A 20,778-nucleotide genomic window follows, 5' to 3' on the forward strand; every position below is an offset into this window, starting at 1 on the left:
GTGACCGATTCGCCGATCCATTTCGTGCTCGACGGCGACACTTCGGTCCAGGCTGACGGCTCGGACCCGACCCGCACCGCGCTCGACCTGTTGCGCGAACATCTCGGGCGCACGGGCGTGAAGGAAGGCTGCGCCGAGGGCGATTGCGGGGCCTGCACGATCCTGCTCGGCGAGCTCGACGGCGAGCGCGTGGCGTGGCGCGCGGTCAATAGCTGCATCCTGTTCGCGCCGATGCTCGACGGCAAGGCGGTGCTGACGGTCGAGAGCCTCGCGGAAGGCGGCACGCTCCATCCCGTCCAGCGCGCGCTCGCCGATGGACATGGCTCGCAGTGCGGCTTCTGCACGCCCGGATTCGCGATGTCGCTCTATGGCCGGAGCATCGGGGCCGAGGGGACAAGGGACACACCGGTCGCGGATGTGATCGCCGGCAATCTCTGCCGCTGCACCGGCTATGGGCCGATCCTCGAGGCGGGCGAGCGCAATCCGCCCGCCGGCTGCGACGACCGCAAGACCGCCGCGCTGCTGCGCGATCTTCCCCGCGCGGCATCGGGCCGCGGCTGGTTCGCGCCGCAGACCGCCGATGCGCTCGCCGCCCTCTATGCCGCGCATCCCGACGCACGGATCGTCGCGGGCGCGACCGATGTCGGCCTGTGGGTCACCAAGGCGATGCGCGACCTGGGGACCGTGATCTTCATCGGCGACATCGCCGATCTCAAGGGGATCGAGGAAAGTGCCGAGGGCCTTCGCCTCGGCGCAGGCGTGCGCTACACCGAGGCGAAGGAGGCGCTCGCGCGGCTCCACCCCGATCTCGGCGAGCTGGTGCGGCGGATCGGCGGGCTGCAGGTGCGCAACAGCGGCACGATCGGCGGCAATATCGCCAATGGCTCGCCGATCGGCGACATGCCGCCCGCGCTGATCGCGCTCGGCGCGGCACTGACGCTTCGCCAGGGCGATGCGCGGCGGACGATCCCGCTCGAGGCCTGGTTCAAATCCTATGGCGTTCAGGACCGCCGGCCCGGCGAGTTCGTCGAGAGCGTGTGGATTCCCCGCCCCGCCCCCGACGCGCTGATCCGCATCGCCAAGCTCTCCAAGCGCTTCGATAGCGACATATCGGCGCTGTGCGGCGCCTTCGCGCTGCGGATCGCGGACGGCCGCGTCGCGGCGGCGCGCGTCGCCTTCGGGGGCATGGCGGGCATCCCGGCGCGCGCGCCGGCATGCGAGGCGGCGCTGACCGGCCAGCCATGGAGTGCGGCGACGGTCGAGGCAGCGGCGGCGGCACTGGCGCGCGACTATCAGCCGCTCAGCGATTTGCGCGGATCGGCCGAATACCGGCTGGCCGCCGCCGCCAATCTGCTCCGCCGCCTGTGGCACGAAGCGCAGGGCGAGCGCGTGAGCGTGCTCGACATGGCGCTCGATGGCTGACGCCGCGCCTTCGCCGCCGGACGCGGTCCACGCACCGCTGCGCCACGACAGTGCCGAGGGCCATGTCGCGGGGACGGCGGTCTATATCGACGACTTCCCCGAGCCGCCGCGCACGGTGCATCTCGCCTTCGGCCTCGCCGCCGAGGGCCATGCCCGGCTGGTCAAGCTCGATCTGAGCAAGGTTCGCGCCTCGCGCCATGTGTGGGGTGTCTTCACCGCCGCCGACATTCCCGGCGTCAACGACGTCAGCCCGGTCGCGGGCGACGACAAGCTCTTCGCCGAGAACGAGATTCTCTATCCCGGCCAGCCCCTGTTCGTGGTCGCGGCGATCGACCGCGAGTCGGCGCGCCGCGCCGCGCGGCTGGCGCTGGTCGAGGCCGAGCCTCTGCCGGCGCTGGTGACGATCGCCCAGGCGCGCGCCGCGGAATCGGTGATCGAGCCCGCGCAACGCATGGCCCGCGGCGACGCCGATGCCGCGCTCGCCGCCGCACCGCACCGGCTCCAGGGCAGTATCGCGGTCGGCGGACAGGAGCATTTCTACCTCGAGGGCCAGGTCGCGCTCGCGATTCCCGGCGAGAATGGCCAGATCCATGTGCTGAGCTCGACCCAGCATCCGAGCGAGGTCCAGCATCTGATCGCGAAGGTGCTCGGCCTCAGCCATGCCGATGTCACGGTCGAGGTCCGCCGCATGGGCGGTGCGTTCGGGGGCAAGGAGACGCAGGCCGCGGCGATCGCCGTCGCCTGCGCGCTGGTGGCGCACAGATACAAGGTTCCCGCCAAGCTCCGGCTCGACCGCGACGACGACATGGTCCTCACCGGCAAGCGCCACGATTTCGAGATCGGCTATGATGTGGGGTTCGACGGCGAGGGCCGGATCGCGGGCATCCGCCTCGATCTCGCCTCGCGCTGCGGCGCGACCGCCGATCTGAGCCCCGCGATCAACGACCGGGCGATGTTCCATTCGGATAATTGCTATTTCCTCCCCGCGGTCGAGATCGTCAGCCACCGGCTCAGGACGCACACCGTCTCGAACACCGCGTTCCGCGGCTTTGGCGGGCCGCAGGGGATGATGGGGATCGAGCGGGTGATCGACGCAGTCGCCGCGCATCTCGGCCGCGATCCGCTGGCGGTTCGCCAGGCCAATCTCTACGGGCCCGGCCGCAACGTCACCCCCTATCACATGACCGTCGAGGACAATGTCGCGCCCGAACTCATCGCCGAGCTCGCGGCGAACGCCGGCTACGCGGCGCGGCGCGAGGCGGTGGCGGCGTTCAACGCCGACCATTCGGTTCTCAAGAAAGGCCTGGGGCTGACGCCGGTCAAATTCGGCATCTCGTTCACCACCACGCATCTCAACCAGGCCGGGGCGCTGCTCCATCTCTATTCCGACGGCTCGATCCATCTGAACCATGGCGGCACCGAAATGGGCCAAGGGCTGATGATCAAGGTGGCGCAGGTGGTCGCCGACGTGTTCGCGGTGCCGGTCGAACAGGTCCGCGTTTCCGCCACGCGCACCGACAAGGTCCCCAACACCTCCGCCACCGCCGCCTCGGCGGGCGCGGACCTCAATGGCATGGCCGCGTTCAACGCGGCCGAGACGCTCCGCGGGCGCCTCGCCGGTTTCGCCGCCGAGCGCTTCGGCGTGGCGACGGACGCGGTGCGCTTCACGCGTGACGGCGTGATCGCGGGCGAGGAGCGCCTTCCCTTGAGTCAGCTCTGCCGCCTCGCGCATTTCGCCCGCGTGTCACTGTCCGCCACCGGCTTCTACGCGACGCCCAAGATCCATTACGACCGCGCGACCCATCGTGGCCGGCCGTTTCTCTATTTCGCCTATGGCGCGGCGATCAGCGAGGTGGTGATCGACACGCTGACCGGCGAGCATCGCGTGCTCGCGGTCGATATCCTCCACGATGTGGGGCGCTCGCTCAATCCGGCGATCGACCTGGGCCAGATCGAGGGCGGTTTCGTCCAGGGCATGGGCTGGCTCACCACCGAGGAATTGGTGTTCGACGATCGCGGGCGGCTGCTCACCCATGCGCCGTCGACCTACAAGATCCCCACCGCGAGCGACCGGCCACGGCGGATGACGATCGGCTTGTGGGAGCGCGGCCGCAATGCCGAGCCGACGATCCACCGCTCCAAGGCCGTCGGCGAGCCGCCGCTGATGCTCGCCATCTCGGCCTTTTCAGCACTCACCCAAGCCGTCGCCGCCACGGCACCGGGCAAGGGCCTGCCAAGCCTCGACGCACCCGCCACCCCCGAGCGCATCCTCGCCGCGATCGCGGAGCTTCGGGCTCAGAATGGCTGACTGGACCGAGGCTGCGCGCGCGGCGCTCGACCGGGGACCCGCCGCGCTGATCACCATCCTCGCGACCGAAGGATCCGCCCCGCGCGGGCCCGGTGCGCGGATGGTGGTGACCAGCGACGCGCTCAGTGGCACGATCGGCGGCGGCGCGCTCGAGCATCAAGCGGTGGAGCAGGCGCGTGCGATCCTCAGCCATCCGCCGGGGAGCTGGCGCGTGCAGGACTATCCGTTGGGGCCGTTGCTGGGTCAGTGCTGCGGCGGACGCGTACGGCTGATGGTCGAGCGGCTGGATGGCGTGCCTTCCGGGCAAGGTCCGTACAGGGTCGCCCTCACCGATCACGTCGTTCGCAACCCGTTCCCCGGCGAAGGCCGGGGCCCAGCCGGAAACGGCCCGATACTGGGCTCCGGCCTTCGCCGGGGAACCATGGCGCCGAGAGGACCGCTCCCGACATCTGGAGCGCAGTTCGTGGAACCGATCGAAGCCGACTCGCTACCCCTCCTGATGTTCGGCGCAGGCCATGTCGGCCGCGCCATCGCCGCGCATGCGGCCGCCCTCCCGATCCACCTCGCCTGGTTCGACACCCGCCCCGCCGAAGCCGAGACCCCCGGCGTGATGCTCGCCAACGCCGATGCGATGACCGCCTGCGCCGCCCGTGCGCCGGCCGGCACCGCAGTCGTGATCCTCACCCATGACCACGCGCTCGACTATCGCCTCACCGCCGCCGCGCTCGCGGGCGACGCCGCGTTCGTCGGCCTGATCGGCTCGCAGACCAAGCGCGCCCGCTTCCTCAGCCGCCTCGAAAAGGACGGCATCGACTCAACCCGCCTCACCTGCCCGATCGGCATTGCCGGCGTGATCGGCAAGGAGCCCGAGGTGATCGCGGTCGCGACGCTTGCCCAATTGCTGATGCTGAGGACCGCCGCATGACGCGCCGCGCCTTCCGCGCCGAGATCCTCTCCGTGCCGCACGATCCGGCGCGGGCCGGCCCCGACGCGGTCCGTCATCACGCGGACGGGATGCTGGTCGTCGAGGACGGGCTGGTCGTCGCCCGCGGCGCCTGGTCCGAGCTGCACGCGCGGTTCGCCGGCGTGCCCGTCGAGACCTTCGCCGGCGGGCTGATCGTGCCGGGCTTTGTCGACGCCCATGTCCATTATCCGCAAACCGAGCGCATCGCATCGCATGGCGAGCAGCTGCTGCACTGGCTCGAGCGCCACATCTTCCCCGCCGAGGCGGGTTTCGCCGACCGGGCCCATGCCGATGCGGTTGCGGCCTTTTTCCTCGACGAGCTGCTGCGCAACGGCACCACCTCCGCGCTGGTGTTCGCGACGGTCCATGCCGCTTCGGTCGATGCGCTGTTCGAGGCCGCGCTCGCGCGCAACATGCGCATCGTCTCGGGCAAGGTGCTGATGGACCTGGGCCCCGAGACGCTGCGCGACACCCCCGCGAGCGGGCGCGCCGACACCGAGGCGCTGATCGCGCGGTGGCGGGGGCGCGGCCGGCTGGGCTATGCCGTTACCCCGCGCTTCGCGCTGACCTCGACCGACGCGCAGCTCGCCGATGCCGGGCGGCTGCTGGCCGAGCATCCCGAGGTGCTGATGCACACGCACCTGGCCGAGAATCCCGGCGAAATCGCTGCGGTCGGCGCGCGTTTCGCGGACGCGCGCGACTATCTCGACGTCTATGACCGTTTCGGGCTGGTCGGCCCGCGCTCGGTGTTCGCGCACTGCGTGCACATGAGCGACGCCGCGCTTGCCCGCATGGCGCAGGCCGGCGCGGGGATCGCGCTGTGCCCCACCAGCAACCTGTTCCTCGGATCGGGCCTGTTCGATCTCGCCGCGATCGACTGCCACGGCATCGGCATCGGCATCGGCACCGATATCGGCGCGGGCACCAGCTTCTCGGTGCTGCACACGCTCGGCGAGGCCTATAAGATCGGCCAGCTGCGAGGGCACAGCCTCGATCCCTTCCGCGCGCTGCACCTGGCGACGGCGGGGGGCGCGCGCATCATGGGAATCGGCGACCGCGTCGGGGCGCTCGAGCCGGGCCAGGAAGCCGATTTCGCGGTGCTCGATTGCGCGGCCACCCCGCTGCTCGCGCGCCGCACCGCAGGCGCGCCGCTGTTCGACCGGCTGTTCGCGTTGCAGATCCTGGGCGACGACCGGGCGATCGCCGCCACTTATGTCGCCGGCCGGCGCGCCTATGCCCGTTCCGGAAGCTGAGGCATCAGCCGCGCATCCCGAAGAAATGCGTCAGAACCAGCCCATAAAGGCCGTGATAGGTCACCGCGCCGTGATGCGCGGCGACATAGAGGGTCGGAATGAGCAGATTGGCCGAGGCCAACGCCATCCGGGTGCGCGGCGACAGCGGTTTCAGCGCAACGGGCAGGGCGACGAGCATCGCGAAACCGCCAAAGGCCGCCATGCGGGTATAATCGGTGGCGATCGCGGTCAGCGCGAGCCCGCCGCCCAGCGCCAGCGCGATGAGCAAGGCGAGACGTGGTCGCCCCGTTTTGGCGAGGCTCGCCATCGCTGCCACCGCCGCCACGAGCGTGAGCTTATAGGCCGCGAACAGGCTGAACAGCACCAGCGGCAGCGTCCGGGTGAATTGATCGAAATTGCTGGTGCCCCCGGTCAGCTGGGCGGCGGTGGCGCTGCCTTGATCGAAGCCGAAGCTCGCCAGCCAGATCAGCAGATAGAGCGCGAGCAGGCCGAGGAAATGGGGCAGGAAGCGGCGGTCGAAATAGGTGAGCGCGAGCGTGCCGAACGCGAGCACCGCGGCGGATTCATGCGTCAGCAGCGCGAGCGCGAAGCAGACGGGCTGGACGATCCCGCTGCTGCCCGCGCGATCATGGTCGAGCATGGCGAGCAGGGTCAGCCAGAACACCAGGATTTCGCCATGGCCCGGCAGGCCGAGCGCGGTCGCTAAGATGCCGGTGGTATAGAGCGACGCCAGTTCGAGCCGCGAGAGCAGCAGCCCCTTGCGCGCGAGATAGAGGCTGGCCAGCGCGAACGCCGACAGCGCGACGATCCAGTGGAACACGCCGTAGAGCACGCCATCGAGGTGCAGCTCGTGCGCGAGTACGGGCATCAGGATGCGGCGATGGAAGAAACCCTGGTGCTGGAGGAAGGGCTCGACCGAATTATAGGCGTAGATCCGTCCCATCCCGGTCGGCACGATCTCGAACAGGAAGATGCTCGCGATCGCCACCCCAATCAGCAGGTCGACCCAGAGCTTGCGGCGGCACAAAGCTGGCCAGATCTCGAGCGCCGCGCGGCGCAGCAGGAACGCGAACACCAGCAGGCCGGCAAAAAAGGCCGCGCCCTTGATCGAGCCGAGCAGATATTCGTCGTACCGGTCGGCCGCCGCATAGGGAAGCACGCGCCCCGCCGCCGATGGCCAGTCCGGGCCCAAATGCGCATAGCTGCGGACGAGGCCGAGGATGATATCGTTGGTGAAGCAGCTGATCGCGACGCAGATCGCGAACGCCGCGTAGAGGAGCAGGGTCGCCACCCGCCGAGCCTCGAAGGGCGTTGCGGTACCGCCGGCCGATGGCGGCGCTGCCGAAGCGTCCGAGTTCAAAAGCCTCCCCCTATCCATCGCGCCCGGCTTCGGGCTAGCAGTCTTGGTGGCGATGGGGAACATAGGCGTGATTGAGGAAGGCGTTTCGTGACCAGTCCGGCGGCCCGTCCGCGGCCTCAGGGGAGGATCGCGCTACCGGGACTCGCAGCCGAACCGCGCTTCGTTTTCGCCGCCGCCCGGATGGTGGGGGAAGGCGGCGACCCCGCCCAGCTGCGCGAGGCCGCCGGCGGGGTTCGCGACTGGGACATCGCGCTGCGCGGGCTCCGGCGGCACGGCCTGATCGCGCTCGCCGCGCCCCTGCTGAAGCGCGAGCGGGTGATCCCAGGCGATTTCCTGGCCGTGCTCGAAGCGCAACAGGGCGACCATGCGGTCGCGGCGCTGATGCGCATCCGCGAGGCCTCCCGGATCGTCCGCGCGCTCGAGGCGGCGGGCATCCGCTATCTCGTCATCAAGGGGCTGGCACTCTCGATCCAGCTCTATGGCGACCCCGCGCTGCGTGGCGGCCGCGATATCGACATCTGGATCGAACCTGGTCGGATGGCCGATGCCGAGACGATCCTCGGGCAGCTCGGCTATGTGCTGCCGGTCAACGCGCTGCCCAAGGGGCCGGAGGGGCTGGCGCCGCCCAAGGAAAGCGGCTGGGTGCATGCCGAGAGCCGGATGCTCGTCGAACTCCACGACCGGCTCACCGACAACCCCGCCCTGCTGCCCTGGGCGTTCGAGGAAATCTGGGAAGAGCGCGAGACCGTCACGATCGCAGGGCATGCCGTGCCGACGATGCCGCGCAGGCGCCTGCCCCTCTATCTGGCAGTACATGGCGTGCGGCACGGATGGCAGCGGCTGATGTGGCTCGAGGACCTTGCGGCGGTGCTGGACGCGCGCGACGGGTTCGACCGGGCTATGGCCGATGCCGCGAAGCAGGGCCTCGAGGGCATGATGCTTCATGTCTGCTGGGCGCTGCATCATTGGCTGGCCCGCCCGGTCCCCGGCGATCTGCTCGCCCGCGCCGCGTGGCGGATCGACACGCGCCTGATCAACCTGTTCGCCGCGCGCTTTCATGGCGGACGCTATTGGTACGAGGATGCACCCCGCCATTCGCTCAGCCGCTTCCTCGCCGGCAGCCTGTGGAGCCGGGGGATCACCTATGCGATGCGGCCATCGGCGCGCTTCTGGCGCCGCCAGCTCGCATGGGACCTCGATTCGCCGCATGACCGCGCGCTGTTTGGACTGTCCCCGCGCGCCGCATGGCTGTACCCGCTGCTGCGGCCGGCCGGCTGGATCATCCGGCGCTTGCGCCGCTAGCATGGGACTCCTCCGCTTGGCCGGTAACAGGTGACGCACGATTACAGCTTCGGCGGACTTCGGATCCGGTCCGACATCGCGCTGCCGGGCCTGGCCGAGGCCGGTTGGGGGCAGGGCGCGGCGCCGGAGCTGCGTCTCACCGCCGAAATCGGCGCGCCGCCGCCGTTCGACCGGGTCTGGTATCAATGGCATCAGGGCTATCGCCTCCAGCTCGGCGAGCGGGACGGGCGCTGGCTGATCCGCTCGCGCTTCGACGGCAGCTTCCTGATCGATCGCGACGGCAGCGCGCTCCACCTCATGGCGCACACCCTGCCCCCGGCGCCCGAAGTGATCGAGGTGCTGCTGCGGCGCGTGCTCACCCGCGTGCCGGTGATGCATGGCGCGACGGCGATCCATGCCGCGTCGCTGGCCTGTGACGGCGGGAGCGCGCTCCTGATCGGCCGTTCGGGCGCGGGCAAATCGACCCTGTGCGCGTCGCTGGCGCTCCATGGCGGCTGGCAGATTCTGGGCGACGACACCGCGCTCCTCTGGACTCCGCAGGCCCCGATGCTCGGCGCGGGCGCGCGCAGCGTCTGCCTGTGGCCCGAATCGCATGACGGGCTGGGCGTGCCTTCGGCGCGAAGCGAGCCGCTGGCGAGCGCCACCGGCAAGACACGCTCGCCGATCGAGCAAAAGGATCCGCCGCCGCGCGTGCCGCTCAGCGCAGTCTTCTTTCTCGACCGGTCGGCCGATGCGCCGGCCCCGCGGCTCGAACGGCTGAGCGTGGCCGATGCGGTGAGCCTCGCGGTGCCGCAGATCATCCACTTCAATCCGCATGGCGAGAGCGCGCAGGAGCGGATCGATGCCGTGCTGGGGATCACTCAGGCGCTGCGCATCCGCCCCGCGTGGCGGCTCATTTATCCGAATTCCTACGCGGCGCTTCCGCAGGTCGAGGCCTTGCTGCGTCCGTTGCTCGCTTGCGCCGCGCCGCCGGCCTGATATCGAACGCATATGTCGGACCGGGCCGCACTCCTCGAAGTGATGCTGCAGCAAGTGGCGGAGGAACCGCGCGCGATGATCGCGATCGCGCGCCAGATGCTAGCCGTGGGGGACCGGGTGCGCGCGCTCGATCTGGCCGAGCGGGTCTTCGCGATGACCGGCGGCGCGGGCGAGGCCGGGGTCACCGCCGCCGAAATCCTGAGCGACGGCGTCTATTCCTGGCACTTCCTGATCCCGCGCGACCGGGCGCGCAACGACGCCTATGAAATGGCGCTGCTCCGCGCGATCCGGCCGGGCTGCAAGGTGCTGGAGATCGGGGCCGGCACGGGATTGCTGGCGATGATGGCCGCCCGCGCCGGCGCCGAAGTCGTGACCTGCGAGGCCGATCCCGCGATCGCCTCTGCCGCGCGCGATGTCGTCGCCACCAATGGCTATGCGGACCGCGTCCGCGTGCTCGGCATGCATTCGACCGCGATCGATCCCGAGCGCGACATGGGCGGCCCGGCGGATATCCTGGTTTCGGAGATCGTCAGCAACGACTTGCTGAGCGAGGGCGTGCTGGCCGCGCATGAGGATGCGATGCCGCGGCTGATCAAGCCCGGCGCCGCGATCATCCCCGCGCGCGGCGCGATCCGGGTGGCGCTGGCGGCGGACACGAAGCGTTCTCCGCGGCTGGACAACGCAAGCGGCTTCGACCTCAGCGCCTTCAATCGCCTCGCCTCGCCCAATGAGATGACGCGAGTCGGCATGGGGCAGATCGCCCTGCGGAGCGATTCGACCGACCTGTTCGCCTTCGATTTCGCGTCGGGCGGCCCCTGGAAAGCCGAGCGCGCCGAGCATCGCTTCGCTTCGCATGGCGGCAGGATCGACGGAATCGTCCAGTGGATCGCGCTCGAAATGGACGAGACCGGCCGCTACGAAAATCGCCCCATGGAGGGCGCAGCCTCTTGTTGGGGCCCGCTTTTCTGGCGTTTCCCCCGGTCCCTGGAAACCGAACCCGGCGACCCCGTCGATATCGGCGGCGCGCATGAGCGGGACCGAGTGCGTCTTTGGTGCAACTTATTGTCTACCTTTTGAGTTGATGGTACCGGGAATCGGTCAAATAGGGGACATAGTATGGAAAAACTTCCGGAGAATCGGGAGCCCGATACGACGATCGCTGGCAATGACGACACGTGGGTGAAGCCCGAGCTTGTGTCGTTCCTGCCCGCCAAGGCCGCGGAGGGCATCTCGTATCGGCCGACCGACGGCATCAGCAATCTGACTCCCTGACACGTGCGGGGAGGGACGGGTAACGGGTGGACGGCGGCGACGCCGTCCATGTGCTGTGCCGTACGTCCCTTCGATGAACCTTCGTGAGCGATTCCGATCCGGCCGGGCCAGCGGCCCGGCCCTATGACCTGACGACGGCAGCGCATGACTATCCCGCCCGGGATGACGCGCCCACGCGGACAATCCTGCTCTGCACGCATCCGAGATCGGGCAGCACGCTCCTCGGCGAAGCGCTCTATTTTGCGGGCGGGCTCGGCTGCCCGCTCGAATATTTCCATGCGGGTTTCAGGCCGTCCTTCGCCCGGCGCTGGGACGCGCCCGATATCGGGCGGCTGAGCGCCGCGGTCCGCCGCCACCGCACCGAACCCAACGGCACCATGGCGGTGAAGCTGTTCTGGCGCGATATCGAGGAGATTGCGCGCGAGAGCGATCCCGCGCTGGCGGACCTGGCCAATGTGCCGCCCGGCGATGCGCCCGCCGACTATTACCGCGCGCTGGCGGAGCATGTCGAGCGCCTGTTCCCCAACCCGGTCTTCGTCCATCTCTGGCGCGAAGACCGGCTGCGCCAGGCCATTTCGGCGGTGGTGGCGGTCGATACCGGCCGCTGGCGCCTGATCCCCGGCGTGGAGGGGCAGGCTCCGATCGGCATGCCCGAATTCGATGTCGAGCGCATCGAGCGCATCATGAGCTATTCGGATTATTGCCACGGCCATTTCCGCAACCTGTTCGCGGCGATGGGCGTGACCCCGTATCCGATCAGCTACGAGGCGCTGACGACGGACTATACCGCGAGCGTCGCGGGCGTGCTCGCCTGGCTGGGCAGTACGGCCGAGCCCATGGCGCCGCGGATGCAGCGCCAGGCCGATCTGGAGAGCGAGGCGCTGGTCCTGCGTTATCTGCGCGAGCACGCTCTGTCTGCCGGCGGACCGGCGCGGTGACCGAAACGCCCCCGCCGGTGATGCTCCCCTATCTGCGGATCGCGGGGTTCCTCGACGCGGGCGAGCACGCCGCGCTGCTCGAATGGACGCTTGCCAATGAGGCGCGCTTCGCCCCGGCGCAGCTCGCCGGCGGGCTTGTCGAACCCAAGGCGCGCATTGCCCTGGCGCTGCGCGATCTCGGGCCGTCGGCCCCGATCCTGACCGAGCGGCTGCGCGCCGCCGCCTCCGAATGGAGCGCGGCGCTGCGCACCACGCCGTTCGAGACGAGCGAGGTCGAACTCGAGCTCGCCGCGCACAATGACGGTGCGCATTTCACGCTGCATGCGGACACTTATGCGAGTTCGCAGCCCGCGCGCGGCGACCGCATGCTGAGCGCGGTCTATTATTTCCACCGCCAGCCCCGCGGATTCGAGGGCGGGAGCCTGCGCCTGCACCGGCTCGGCGCGGCACCGGGCGACCCGGGGCTGGACATCGCCCCGGACGACAACAGCCTGGTCGTGTTCCCGTCCTGGGGCCCGCACGAAGTGCTGCGGGTCAGCTGCCCCTCGCGCGCCTTTGCCGATTCACGCTTTGCCGTGAATGGCTGGATCTATCGCGCGCGGATTTAGACGGGTTCGATCTCGAGCACGCCGCGTTCGAGAAGGTCCGCCACGAATTCGGTGACGTCGCTGCGGCACGTCTCGGGATCGACGCGAAAGCCGTTGGCCATGTGATCGCACACCGCGCCGAGGCTCTGGGGCTCCGCGACGAGCGCCCAGATCTTCGCGCCGGTCCGGTTCAGCTGAAAGAAATAGCCGCTGTCGATGTCGAGCAGGATGGCGTCGTCCGCGACATCGGCTGCGACCAGCCCGGGCTTGCGCCGAAGCCGCGTCGTCGCGTCGATCGTGGGAACGTCTTTCATGTCGATGGTGCCTCGGCCGAACGGATCAGAGCCCGAAGGCATGCTCCAGCCACATATCGGTTGCAAGCGCGAACCAGACCGGACCCCAGGCGCTTGCCGGGATATCCCCGGTCGATCCGTTGCGGCGCCACGCCGCGAAGGGAGCGTTCAGCGCCTCGATACGCTCGGGATCGATCCAGCCGAGCTTCGCGCAGAGCAGATCCTTGGCGGGCCGCTGACGGAGCAATTCGGTGATCGCATCGACCTGATGCGACACGAAATAGGATTTGGTGCGCCGCTGGCGGATCTTTTCGGGCAGCGTCCCGCGCATCGCCTCGCGCAGCAGATATTTGCGGGTGTTGAACTTGCGCAGATGCTCGCCCGAAGCGCCCATGAAGAACCGCGTCAGGTTCAGATCGTGGAACGGGTGGCGGATCTCGACGCCGTGATATTCGGTGAAGGCGAGCACCGTATCGACCATCGTGTAGCGCCGCCCGAGCGAATAGACGCAGTAGCGCGATTTCTGATCCATGCCCTTCAGGCCCTTGCGGGCGATCTGCTGACGCCAGCGCTCCTCGAGCCCGATCCGCTCCATCCAGTCGGCCCGGATCCAGTCGGGCTTGTCGAGGCGGAAATCGAGATGCGGCCGCAGCTGCGCCTCGCGGTGCCGCGGGCTGATCAGCGGCATCCCGGCGGTGTAGAGCGTGCGCCGCGCCTGCACATACCAGGGGGAATTGGGCCATTGCTCGGCGCCATGGCGGAACATGGCGCGCCACTGGCCGCGCAGGAGCTGATCGGACCAATGCGCGTAATAGCCGTTGAGCCAGTCGTCACCGCCTTCGCCGGTCAGGAGCACGCGCCGCCCGTCGCCCTGAAGCGCGGCACACACGCCCCCCATCGTGTCGAGGACATTGGGGCGCACCGGCAGCTGATAGGAATCGGCGCACCATTGCCGCGACCAATCGGGATCGAAGGGTTTCGAGCCGACCGCCTCGGCGGTAATGCCGAGATGATGCTCGACCTCGCTGCTCCACTCGGTTTCGTCGTGCGGCTCGCCGGGAAAGCGCGCCGTGATCGCGCCGATCTGACGGTCGAGCTTGCCGGCGCGGAACAACTGCGTCGCGCGGCACACCACCGACGAGGAATCGAGCCCGCCCGACAATTGCGCGGTCACCGGACCGGCGCTGCGGGTGGTGGCGGCCAGCGATTGATCGAACAGATGGTTGAACCGCTCGATATGATAGTCGAGCGACCGGCTGGAGAGATCCTCGAACGGCCCGCCATGCCAGGCCCAGCTGGAGACGCGTCCGTCCTCGAAGCGGATCGATCCGCCCTGGGGCACGCGTTCGATTCCGCCCCAGATCGTGTCGGTCTCCGACACGAACCGCGCCGAAAGAAACTCGCCGATCGCGCCTTCGTTGAGCTTGCGCTCGAACCCCAGGCCCAGGATCAGCGCACGCGGCTCGGTCGCGAAGCCGAAGGTGCGCCCGTCGAACGCCCAGAGCAGGGGCCGCCACCCCATCGGCGAGCGGAACAGCTCGAGCCGGCGCGCACGGGGCTGCCACACCGCGATGGCATAGTCGCCGGTCAGCTGATGGACGAAGTCCCTGCCCTCGCGCTCGAACAGCGCCAGCGCGATCACGCCGTCGGGAGCGCCGGCCAGCTTCTTCCCGGCGGGCCCCAGCCGGTCGAGCAAATAGCCGCGATTGTCGAGCCGCCCGTCGAGCAGCAAGGCAATCCCCGATTCGCCGCCGATAAAGGGCTGGGTCTCGCCGCGCGCTTCGGGCGTCGTCGCATGCGCGAAACGCACCAGCCCGGCGGCATCGTCATGCCAGTGCGACACGCCGTCAAAGCCGCGCCGCATGGTCGAGCCCGCCACGCGGTCGAGCACCTCGGCGGACATGGCGCGCCCGTCGGCGAACAACGCGCCCGCGATCCCGCTCATCGCGGCCCCTCCGTCTGCGCGCGCCGGGCTTCAGCCATCCACGAGCAGCCCCATGTCGAGCGCCCCGGCGATGAACGCATCGACATCGCGCCTGACCTTGTCGAGCGGCGCCCGGTTCGTCTCGGCGAGCTCGGCGGCGATTTCCGCCGCACCCTTTCCGGCGGCGATCCGACGCCAGATTTCGGCGGCCGAAAGGTTGAGCACATGATATCGCCCGTCGCGGCTATCATAGACGGCGAGTTCGCCCGCGACGGGCGGCCAGGAAAGCTGGGGGGCGATCGCAATCATCGCTTTGCGCTGACATGATTTGCGGGCTCCGCGCAAGAGGCCGGGCCGGGCGCTTCGGGTAGACAGCGGCGGCATGAGCGTGCGAGTGAGGATAACTCGTCAACCGGAGGTGGCTAGCGTGGCGACGGCCGGCGGTTTCGCGACCGATATCTGCCTGTTTCTGCCGCCCTTCGCGCCGGTGGATTTTCCCCAGCTCGGCACCGCGGTCCTCAAGACGGCATGCCAGCGGCGCGGCCTTTCGACGCGGCTCGTCTATGGCAATCTGATGCTGGCGGGCCGCATCGGGCTCGACCTTTATCAGGCGGTGGACGGGCGCATGATGCGAAACATGGTCGCCGAGCTGCTCTTTCGCGACCATGCCTATCCGGCCGAGATCGCCGCGATACTCTCCGAACCGGAGCGGATCGATCATGATTTCGACGCGGAATATGCCGCGGTCGCGGCCGAGATCGCGCCGGCGATCGAGGCGATGGTCGATGAAATCCTGGCGCTCAGGCCGCGCATCCTCGGCCTGTCCTCGACCTTCCAGCAGAACATGGCCTGCTCCGCGATCGCGCTCAGGGTGAAGGCGCGCGCGCCCGACATCTGCATCGTCATGGGGGGCGCCAACGCCGCCTGGCCGATCTGCCTCGGGCTGGCGCGCAGCTTTCCCTGGGTCGATCATTTCTTCGCCGGGGAATCCGACATCGATTTCCCTGACTTTTGCGAACGGCTGATCCGGGGCGGCGAAGGGCCACGGGAGCGGGTCATCAGGAGCGCGCCGATCAACGACATGCGCATCGTCGCCCCGCCCGATTTCAGCGATTATTTCGCCACGCTGCGCCCGCTCCAGGCCGCGGGCGCGCTGCCCGAATGGCTGCCGCGCTATCTCACCGCGGAGAGCTCGCGCGGGTGCTGGTGGGGGGCGAAGAGCCATTGCACCTTTTGCGGGCTCAACGGCGACGACGGCATGGCCTTTCGCCATAAGCCCGCCGAGCGGGTCTGCGAGGAATTCGACGCGCTGGCGGCATGGGGCGTCCCGCCCATCTACATGACCGACAACATCATGCCGCGCCAATATCTGACCGATTTGCTCCCCCGCCTCGCGGAGGCGGGCAAACGCTTCCAGATCTTCTACGAAGTGAAGTCGAACATGTCGCAGTCCGAGGTGGACATCATGGCGCGCGGCGGCGTCAGGATGATCCAGCCGGGGATCGAATCGCTGGCGTCGGGGCCGCTCAGGCTGATGCGCAAGGGCGTCTCGGCGCATCAGAACATCGCGCTGCTGCGCGATTGCGGCGGGGTAGGGATCATGGTGGCGTGGGGGATCATCTACGGATTCCCGGGCGAAGCCGCGCGCGACTATGCGGCGATGGCCGACCTGATGCCGCTGCTCGCGCATCTCCAGCCGCCCAATGCGATGCACCGGATCGTCATCGACCGGTTCAGCCCGCTCTATCGCGACAATATCGCCAGCGGCATCGGCGCGCTTTCGACCTTCGAGAATTATCGCGCCCTCTATCCGCCCTGGATCGATCCGAAGGACGTCGCCTATCACTTCACCGGCGACTATTCGACCGAGCTGACCGGTGACCCGGCGCTGCTCGCGCGGCTCGAGGGACGGATCGCCGAATGGCGCGCCGGCTGGGCAAGCAAGCCGGTGCCCGTCCTGCAACGCTTCGATCGCGAGGGCGGCGCGATCATCCTCGACACGCGGCCATGCGCGCGCCGGCCGATGACGCGGCTGTCCCAGGCGCAGAATGACGCGCTCGCGGCGCTCGAACGCCCGCGGTCATGGGGCACGATCGATCCGGCGACGCATGCCGATGTCGAATGGCTGGTCGAGCAGGGGTTCGCGATCGATTATGAGGACAAGCTCGTCAGCATCGTCGTGCAGCCGCGCAGCGTGACCGCAGCAGCGGGCGACGCGCCCGATTTCGCCGTCCAACCCCAAATGGTCTGATCTTGCGCTTCAGCCGGGACTGCGCCGGCGCAACACACGGCCCAGAAGCGCGCGCGGGCGTGCCCCCACGGCTTCCACCCAGGCCACGATCGGCCGCTTTCGGAGCAGGAACGGCCGCTCGACAAAGTGGCAGGAACAGGCCGCAGCCACCAGCGTCAGCGGAAGCGCGGTCAGGATATTCGCATACCAGGGGCGCAGCGGGGGCCAGCTCCACAGCAGCTGCTGGATCGGATAGGCGAGCACATACACGCCGTAGGAATAGTCATAGCGGCCGGCGAGCCATGTCGCGCGCGGATTGTACAGGCCCAGCCAGACGGTGAAATAGGCGATCGGCACCATCGCCAGCGCGCGCGTGTGCGGGTAGATATAGAGCAACGCGGTCGCGATGAACGACACCACGCCCCAGCGCGAACTCCAGGGCAGCCGGTAGCGGTACAGGTACACGACCACCCCGGCGAGACAGGCGTTCAGCAACGACCATGCGTAGAGCCACGGCCCGCGCGGCGCGGGCGTCAGCAAGCCACCGACCCAGATGGCCAGCGTAAAGCCGATCAGGAACAGGAGCCCCATCCATCGGCGGCGCATCAGCCCCAGCCCGCCGAGCAATGCCAGCGCGCCGTAGCACCAGAGCTCGTAGGGGATTGTCCACAGCTGCCCGTTCACCTCGGGGCGGGGGTGATCGAGAAAGACGCCCGGCAGCAAATATTGCGGATCGCCGAGCAGGTTGAGGAAATAGCGCCAGAATAGCGGGTCCGAAAAATACGCGCGCAGCGGCACCACGGTCACGAGCGGCCCCATCAGCAACGCCGACAGGAATATCTCCGCCGCCAGCGCCGGCATCAGGCGGACGGCCCGGAGCGTCAAAAACCCCTCGGCCGTGCGCGACCGGGCCAGGCTGCCGGCGACGAGAAACCCCGAAACGCCGAAGAACATCGGCAGGATCGCAAGCTTGAACGGCGCGAACGGGCTCGTCGTGGTCCAATGCTTGGCCGCGAGCGCATCGGAGAGATCGAAGCTGTGCGAAATGAGGACGCAGATCGAAAGCCCGATACGCATATAGTCGAACCCGCGCGGGTTCGGGATCGTCTCCAACCGCAATCCGATGCTCGCCACCGCACACTCCCCTTGCGCGCGGGAGAATGGCCGGTCGGCGTTCGGACATCAAACAGATTGTCTCGAAATCTGCTTCCTTTGAAGCTGGCCCGGCCGCCGGATCTGGTGCACAAATCACGGAGAATGGGGGCAGTTATTGCGTGTTATGGGTGAGCGTTCTCCGGGGGTAACGGAGCAGGATGGTGCGCGGTTGGGCCATCATCTCGACTTTCTGGTTCCCGACGACTGCGAGGTGCTGATCGACGCGAAGGCGCGGGTGCGCCTTGCCGCCGCGGCGATGACGATGCCCGCCATCCCGCGGGTCGCGGTCGAAATCCGGCTGGCGGCCGGCCAATCGCAGGTCGATCTCCAGCAATGTTTCCTGCGCAGCGCGGGCGATTTTCCGCGGCTGGCTGCCTATTGCCAGGCCAAGGCGGCCGAACGGCCCGACTGGGTGCCGGTAGCGCACTATTGCCGCGATCTGGCCGATCCCGGGCAGGCGTTTGGCGAGAGCGTCACCGAACTCTATCTCGAACACGACCTGCTCGAGACGGGCGAGACGCCATCCGCGCCGGCGCTGTTCGTGGACCTGCCGGGCGATCCCGCATCGGCGCGCGCGCTTGCTCTGGAAACGGCGCGACGGTTGCAGGGCGCGGCGTTGCCCGGAACCGGCACCGCGATCGGCCGGATCTTCGATGCCTGCCGCGGCGACGCCTTTGTCTCGCATATCGGCTGCATGACCGGCCGGACCGTCCCCGGTGTGCGGATCAACGTGAAGGGCATTCGCCCCGCAGCGCTCGAGCCTTTCCTCAAGGAGTGCGGCTGGCCCGGCGATAGCCGCCGCGGCTCTGCCCTGTTCGATTTTGCTGTCGGGGGATGCGACCGGGTCACCCTCGCCTTCGATATCGTCGGCGCGCTGCTGCCCAATTTCGGCGTCGAGTGCTTCTTCGACCACCAGCCGGCCGAGGATCCGGCCTGGCGCCGCATGTTGAGGCTGCTCACCGCCGATGGCCTGTGCGCGGCGGACAAGGGCGATGCCTTTCAGACAATTCCGGCGACGATCACCCCCGCAGGATGGACCGGAGCCTGGCCCACGGACATGGCGGTCGGCGCGATGCTGGGCAGCGACCGCGAATTCACCAGCTATGCCCGGCGCGCGGTGCATCTCAAGATCGTCGACGGCATGGGCGGCAGCCGGAGCGCCAAGGCCTATTATGGCGCGGGCTACCTCACCATCGCGCCGCTGACCGATCCCGAGCACCGCCGCTGGCGCCCCACATTGGCCGCCCCCGCACCACGCCGCTCGGTCCGCGCCGACCATGTGGCGCTGGCCGATCCCGCCGACCGGGCGATCGCGCACGGCGTCGAGTATCTGCTCCAGACCCAGCGCCAATCCGGCCTGTGGCGCGAATTCCCGGTGCCTTCGGGGATCAGCGACAATTGGGTGAGCGGCTTCATCGGGACCCAGCTCGTCGCAACCGGCGACCCGCGCGGCCGCGCCGCCGCCGAGGAAGCGCTCGACCGCTTGCTGACGCGCCAGCGGCCCGATTCGGGATGGGCCTATAATGAGGACCATCCGACCGACAGCGACAGCACCGCCTGGATATTGCGGCTGATGCGCAGCCTGGGGCGGCTTGAAGAACCCGCCGCCCGGCGCGCCATCGCGTTCGTGCGGGCGCATGTCCAACCCTCGGGAGGGATCGTCTCGTTCCGCGAGCGCCAGCCGGTGGCGGACGTCGCGAAGCTTCCCGACGAGTCCTCGCTCGCGGGATGGATGGCGGTGCATGACTGCGTGACCGCAGGCGCGGCGCCGTTCGGGGGGCCGGCCGTGGCGGACTATCTGCTGGCCAATGAGGCGGATGGCGCATGGCGCGCCTATTGGTGGGTGCATGACGCCTTCGCCTCCGCGCTCGCGGTCGAGGCGCTGCTGGCGTCGGACCATGCGGCCAAGCCCGAATGGCGCGCGCGGGTGCAGCGGCGCGCGACAGGCTGGATCGAGGAGGCGCTGGCGAGCGAGCGATGCGAATATTTCGACCTCGCCTTCGCGGTCCGTGCGCTGATCGGCACCGATCCCGAGGCGGCGAAAGACGCGCTGGTCGCCGCCGCCGCCGCGCGCATGCTCGCCGATCAGGCCGAGGACGGCAGCTGGCGCCCGAGCGCACGGATGCGGGTTCCCTGGCATGCGGCGATGCCGGACAGCATGACGGTGGAAACCGTCGCCTATGATCGCCAGGCCGGTTTCACCACCGCGGCGGTGATCGCGACACTGGCGATGCTGCGCGACGGGCGAATGCCATGACGGTCGCCGCCGCATTGACCTTTATCCGGCGGGCCCGGGCCGATCCGGCGATTCGCGCGGCGCTCGAATGTGCATCGGAAGCCGCGGCGACGGGCGCGATCTGCGCGATCGGCGCCGATCATGGCCTCGCCTTTTCCGAATCCGATTTCGACCGCGCCTTTGCGATCGAATGGACGGCGCGATGGGCGCATTTCGGCAATCCGGACACGACAATCGACAAGGGAGGGAAGGGCAAGTGAGTGAGGGTGTTGCGAACGGGGCGGGCGACGAGCGGCTGAGCGCCAGCGAGCAGGTGATGGCGATCAAGGTCGAGGAGGAGGTGATCGCCTTCCACATGGATCATGGCCGCTATTTCGGGCTGCGCGGCGCGGCGGGCCTGGTGTGGGAGCGGATCCAGGCCGGCACCGACCGCGAAAGCGCGATCGCGGCGGAGATCCTCGCCAGCCATCGCGGCGATCCCGATCATATCCGCGCCGATGTGGCAAAGGCGATCGCCGAGATGAAGCGGCTGGGCATCCTGATCGGCGGCTAGCGC

The 20,778-nt window shown here is 68.9% G+C and carries 19 protein-coding genes; 14 read left to right on the forward strand and 5 right to left on the reverse strand.

Annotated elements, in window-relative coordinates; all coding sequences use genetic code 11:
- Genes xdhA through guaD form a run of 4 tightly spaced genes read left to right on the forward strand, consistent with a single transcriptional unit; the run spans position 1 to position 5,947 of the window.
- Positions 1-1,422: a xanthine dehydrogenase small subunit gene (gene xdhA / locus OF829_RS05290; RefSeq protein WP_264938940.1), complete on the forward strand. Its 1,422-nt coding sequence runs from the start codon at positions 1-3 to the stop codon at positions 1,420-1,422.
- Positions 1,415-3,730: a xanthine dehydrogenase molybdopterin binding subunit gene (gene xdhB / locus OF829_RS05295; protein WP_264938941.1), complete on the forward strand. Its 2,316-nt coding sequence runs from the start codon at positions 1,415-1,417 to the stop codon at positions 3,728-3,730. The genes xdhA and xdhB overlap by 8 nt, the downstream gene beginning before the upstream one ends.
- The gene (xdhC, locus tag OF829_RS05300; protein WP_264938942.1) at positions 3,723-4,655 is read left to right on the forward strand and encodes a xanthine dehydrogenase accessory protein XdhC; all 933 of its coding nucleotides are present in this window, start codon (positions 3,723-3,725) and stop codon (positions 4,653-4,655) included. Before xdhB ends, xdhC begins: the two co-directional genes overlap by 8 nt.
- Entirely contained in the window at positions 4,652-5,947 is a 1,296-nt protein-coding gene (gene guaD / locus OF829_RS05305; protein WP_264938943.1) for a guanine deaminase, read from the forward strand. Before xdhC ends, guaD begins: the two co-directional genes overlap by 4 nt.
- Positions 5,948-5,951: 4 nt before the next feature.
- Here the strand turns inward: guaD and OF829_RS05310 are convergent, their stop codons facing one another.
- Complete coding sequence (locus OF829_RS05310; RefSeq protein ID WP_264938944.1) at positions 5,952-7,238, reverse strand: hypothetical protein; 1,287 nt, start codon at positions 7,236-7,238, stop codon at positions 5,952-5,954.
- 156 nt (positions 7,239-7,394) lie between these two features.
- On the opposite strand from OF829_RS05310, the gene OF829_RS05315 reads away from it, so the two are divergent.
- The 6 genes from OF829_RS05315 to OF829_RS05340 all read left to right on the forward strand — a co-directional run bounded on the left by OF829_RS05315 (position 7,395) and on the right by OF829_RS05340 (position 12,405).
- Positions 7,395-8,609 carry a nucleotidyltransferase domain-containing protein gene (locus OF829_RS05315; protein WP_264938945.1) on the forward strand — a complete coding sequence of 405 codons (1,215 nt, stop codon included), beginning with the start codon at positions 7,395-7,397 and terminating at the stop codon, positions 8,607-8,609.
- 30 nt (positions 8,610-8,639) lie between these two features.
- The gene (locus OF829_RS05320; RefSeq protein ID WP_264938946.1) at positions 8,640-9,587 is read left to right on the forward strand and encodes a hypothetical protein; all 948 of its coding nucleotides are present in this window, start codon (positions 8,640-8,642) and stop codon (positions 9,585-9,587) included.
- Positions 9,588-9,599: 12 nt separating this feature from the next.
- Entirely contained in the window at positions 9,600-10,664 is a 1,065-nt protein-coding gene (locus OF829_RS05325) for a 50S ribosomal protein L11 methyltransferase (protein ID WP_264938947.1), read from the forward strand.
- A 39-nt stretch (positions 10,665-10,703) separates the two neighbouring features.
- A complete protein-coding gene (locus OF829_RS05330; RefSeq protein ID WP_264938948.1) occupies positions 10,704-10,859 on the forward strand; it encodes a hypothetical protein in 156 nt (51 codons plus the stop codon).
- Positions 10,860-10,942: 83 nt separating this feature from the next.
- Positions 10,943-11,797 (forward strand): Stf0 family sulfotransferase, encoded by an 855-nt coding sequence (locus OF829_RS05335; protein WP_264938949.1) that lies wholly within the window; start codon positions 10,943-10,945, stop codon positions 11,795-11,797.
- Positions 11,794-12,405, forward strand: coding sequence for a 2OG-Fe(II) oxygenase (locus OF829_RS05340; protein WP_264938950.1), 612 nt, complete (start codon positions 11,794-11,796; stop codon positions 12,403-12,405). Before OF829_RS05335 ends, OF829_RS05340 begins: the two co-directional genes overlap by 4 nt.
- On the opposite strand, the gene OF829_RS05345 is transcribed toward OF829_RS05340, so the two are convergent.
- Genes OF829_RS05345 through OF829_RS05355 form a run of 3 tightly spaced genes read right to left on the reverse strand, consistent with a single transcriptional unit; the run spans position 12,402 to position 14,910 of the window.
- Positions 12,402-12,698: a PqqD family protein gene (locus tag OF829_RS05345; protein WP_264938951.1), complete on the reverse strand. Its 297-nt coding sequence runs from the start codon at positions 12,696-12,698 to the stop codon at positions 12,402-12,404. The genes OF829_RS05340 and OF829_RS05345 overlap by 4 nt on opposite strands.
- A 25-nt stretch (positions 12,699-12,723) precedes the next feature.
- Entirely contained in the window at positions 12,724-14,622 is a 1,899-nt protein-coding gene (locus OF829_RS05350; protein WP_264938952.1) for an asparagine synthetase B family protein, read from the reverse strand.
- A 30-nt stretch (positions 14,623-14,652) separates the two neighbouring features.
- Positions 14,653-14,910 carry a PqqD family protein gene (locus OF829_RS05355; protein ID WP_264938953.1) on the reverse strand — a complete coding sequence of 86 codons (258 nt, stop codon included), beginning with the start codon at positions 14,908-14,910 and terminating at the stop codon, positions 14,653-14,655.
- A gap of 118 nt (positions 14,911-15,028) precedes the next feature.
- Here OF829_RS05355 and OF829_RS05360 point away from each other — a divergent pair, with 118 nt between their 5' ends.
- Positions 15,029-16,852 carry a RiPP maturation radical SAM C-methyltransferase gene (locus OF829_RS05360; RefSeq protein ID WP_264938954.1) on the forward strand — a complete coding sequence of 608 codons (1,824 nt, stop codon included), beginning with the start codon at positions 15,029-15,031 and terminating at the stop codon, positions 16,850-16,852.
- 9 nt (positions 16,853-16,861) lie between these two features.
- Here the strand turns inward: OF829_RS05360 and OF829_RS05365 are convergent, their stop codons facing one another.
- Positions 16,862-17,965: an acyltransferase family protein gene (locus OF829_RS05365; RefSeq protein WP_264938955.1), complete on the reverse strand. Its 1,104-nt coding sequence runs from the start codon at positions 17,963-17,965 to the stop codon at positions 16,862-16,864.
- Positions 17,966-18,155: 190 nt separating this feature from the next.
- On the opposite strand from OF829_RS05365, the gene OF829_RS05370 reads away from it, so the two are divergent.
- The 3 genes from OF829_RS05370 to OF829_RS05380 are packed head-to-tail and all read left to right on the forward strand — an operon-like array spanning position 18,156 to position 20,775.
- Positions 18,156-20,243 (forward strand): prenyltransferase/squalene oxidase repeat-containing protein, encoded by a 2,088-nt coding sequence (locus tag OF829_RS05370; RefSeq protein ID WP_264938956.1) that lies wholly within the window; start codon positions 18,156-18,158, stop codon positions 20,241-20,243.
- Positions 20,240-20,482 carry a Nif11-like leader peptide family natural product precursor gene (locus OF829_RS05375; protein ID WP_264938957.1) on the forward strand — a complete coding sequence of 81 codons (243 nt, stop codon included), beginning with the start codon at positions 20,240-20,242 and terminating at the stop codon, positions 20,480-20,482. The genes OF829_RS05370 and OF829_RS05375 overlap by 4 nt, the downstream gene beginning before the upstream one ends.
- Positions 20,479-20,775: a PqqD family protein gene (locus OF829_RS05380; RefSeq protein ID WP_264938958.1), complete on the forward strand. Its 297-nt coding sequence runs from the start codon at positions 20,479-20,481 to the stop codon at positions 20,773-20,775. The genes OF829_RS05375 and OF829_RS05380 overlap by 4 nt, the downstream gene beginning before the upstream one ends.
- The last annotated feature ends 3 nt before the right edge of the window (positions 20,776-20,778 follow it).

It is taken from the genome of Sphingomonas caeni (assembly GCF_026013415.1).
GTDB classification, from domain to species: Bacteria; Pseudomonadota; Alphaproteobacteria; order Sphingomonadales; family Sphingomonadaceae; genus Sphingomonas; species Sphingomonas caeni.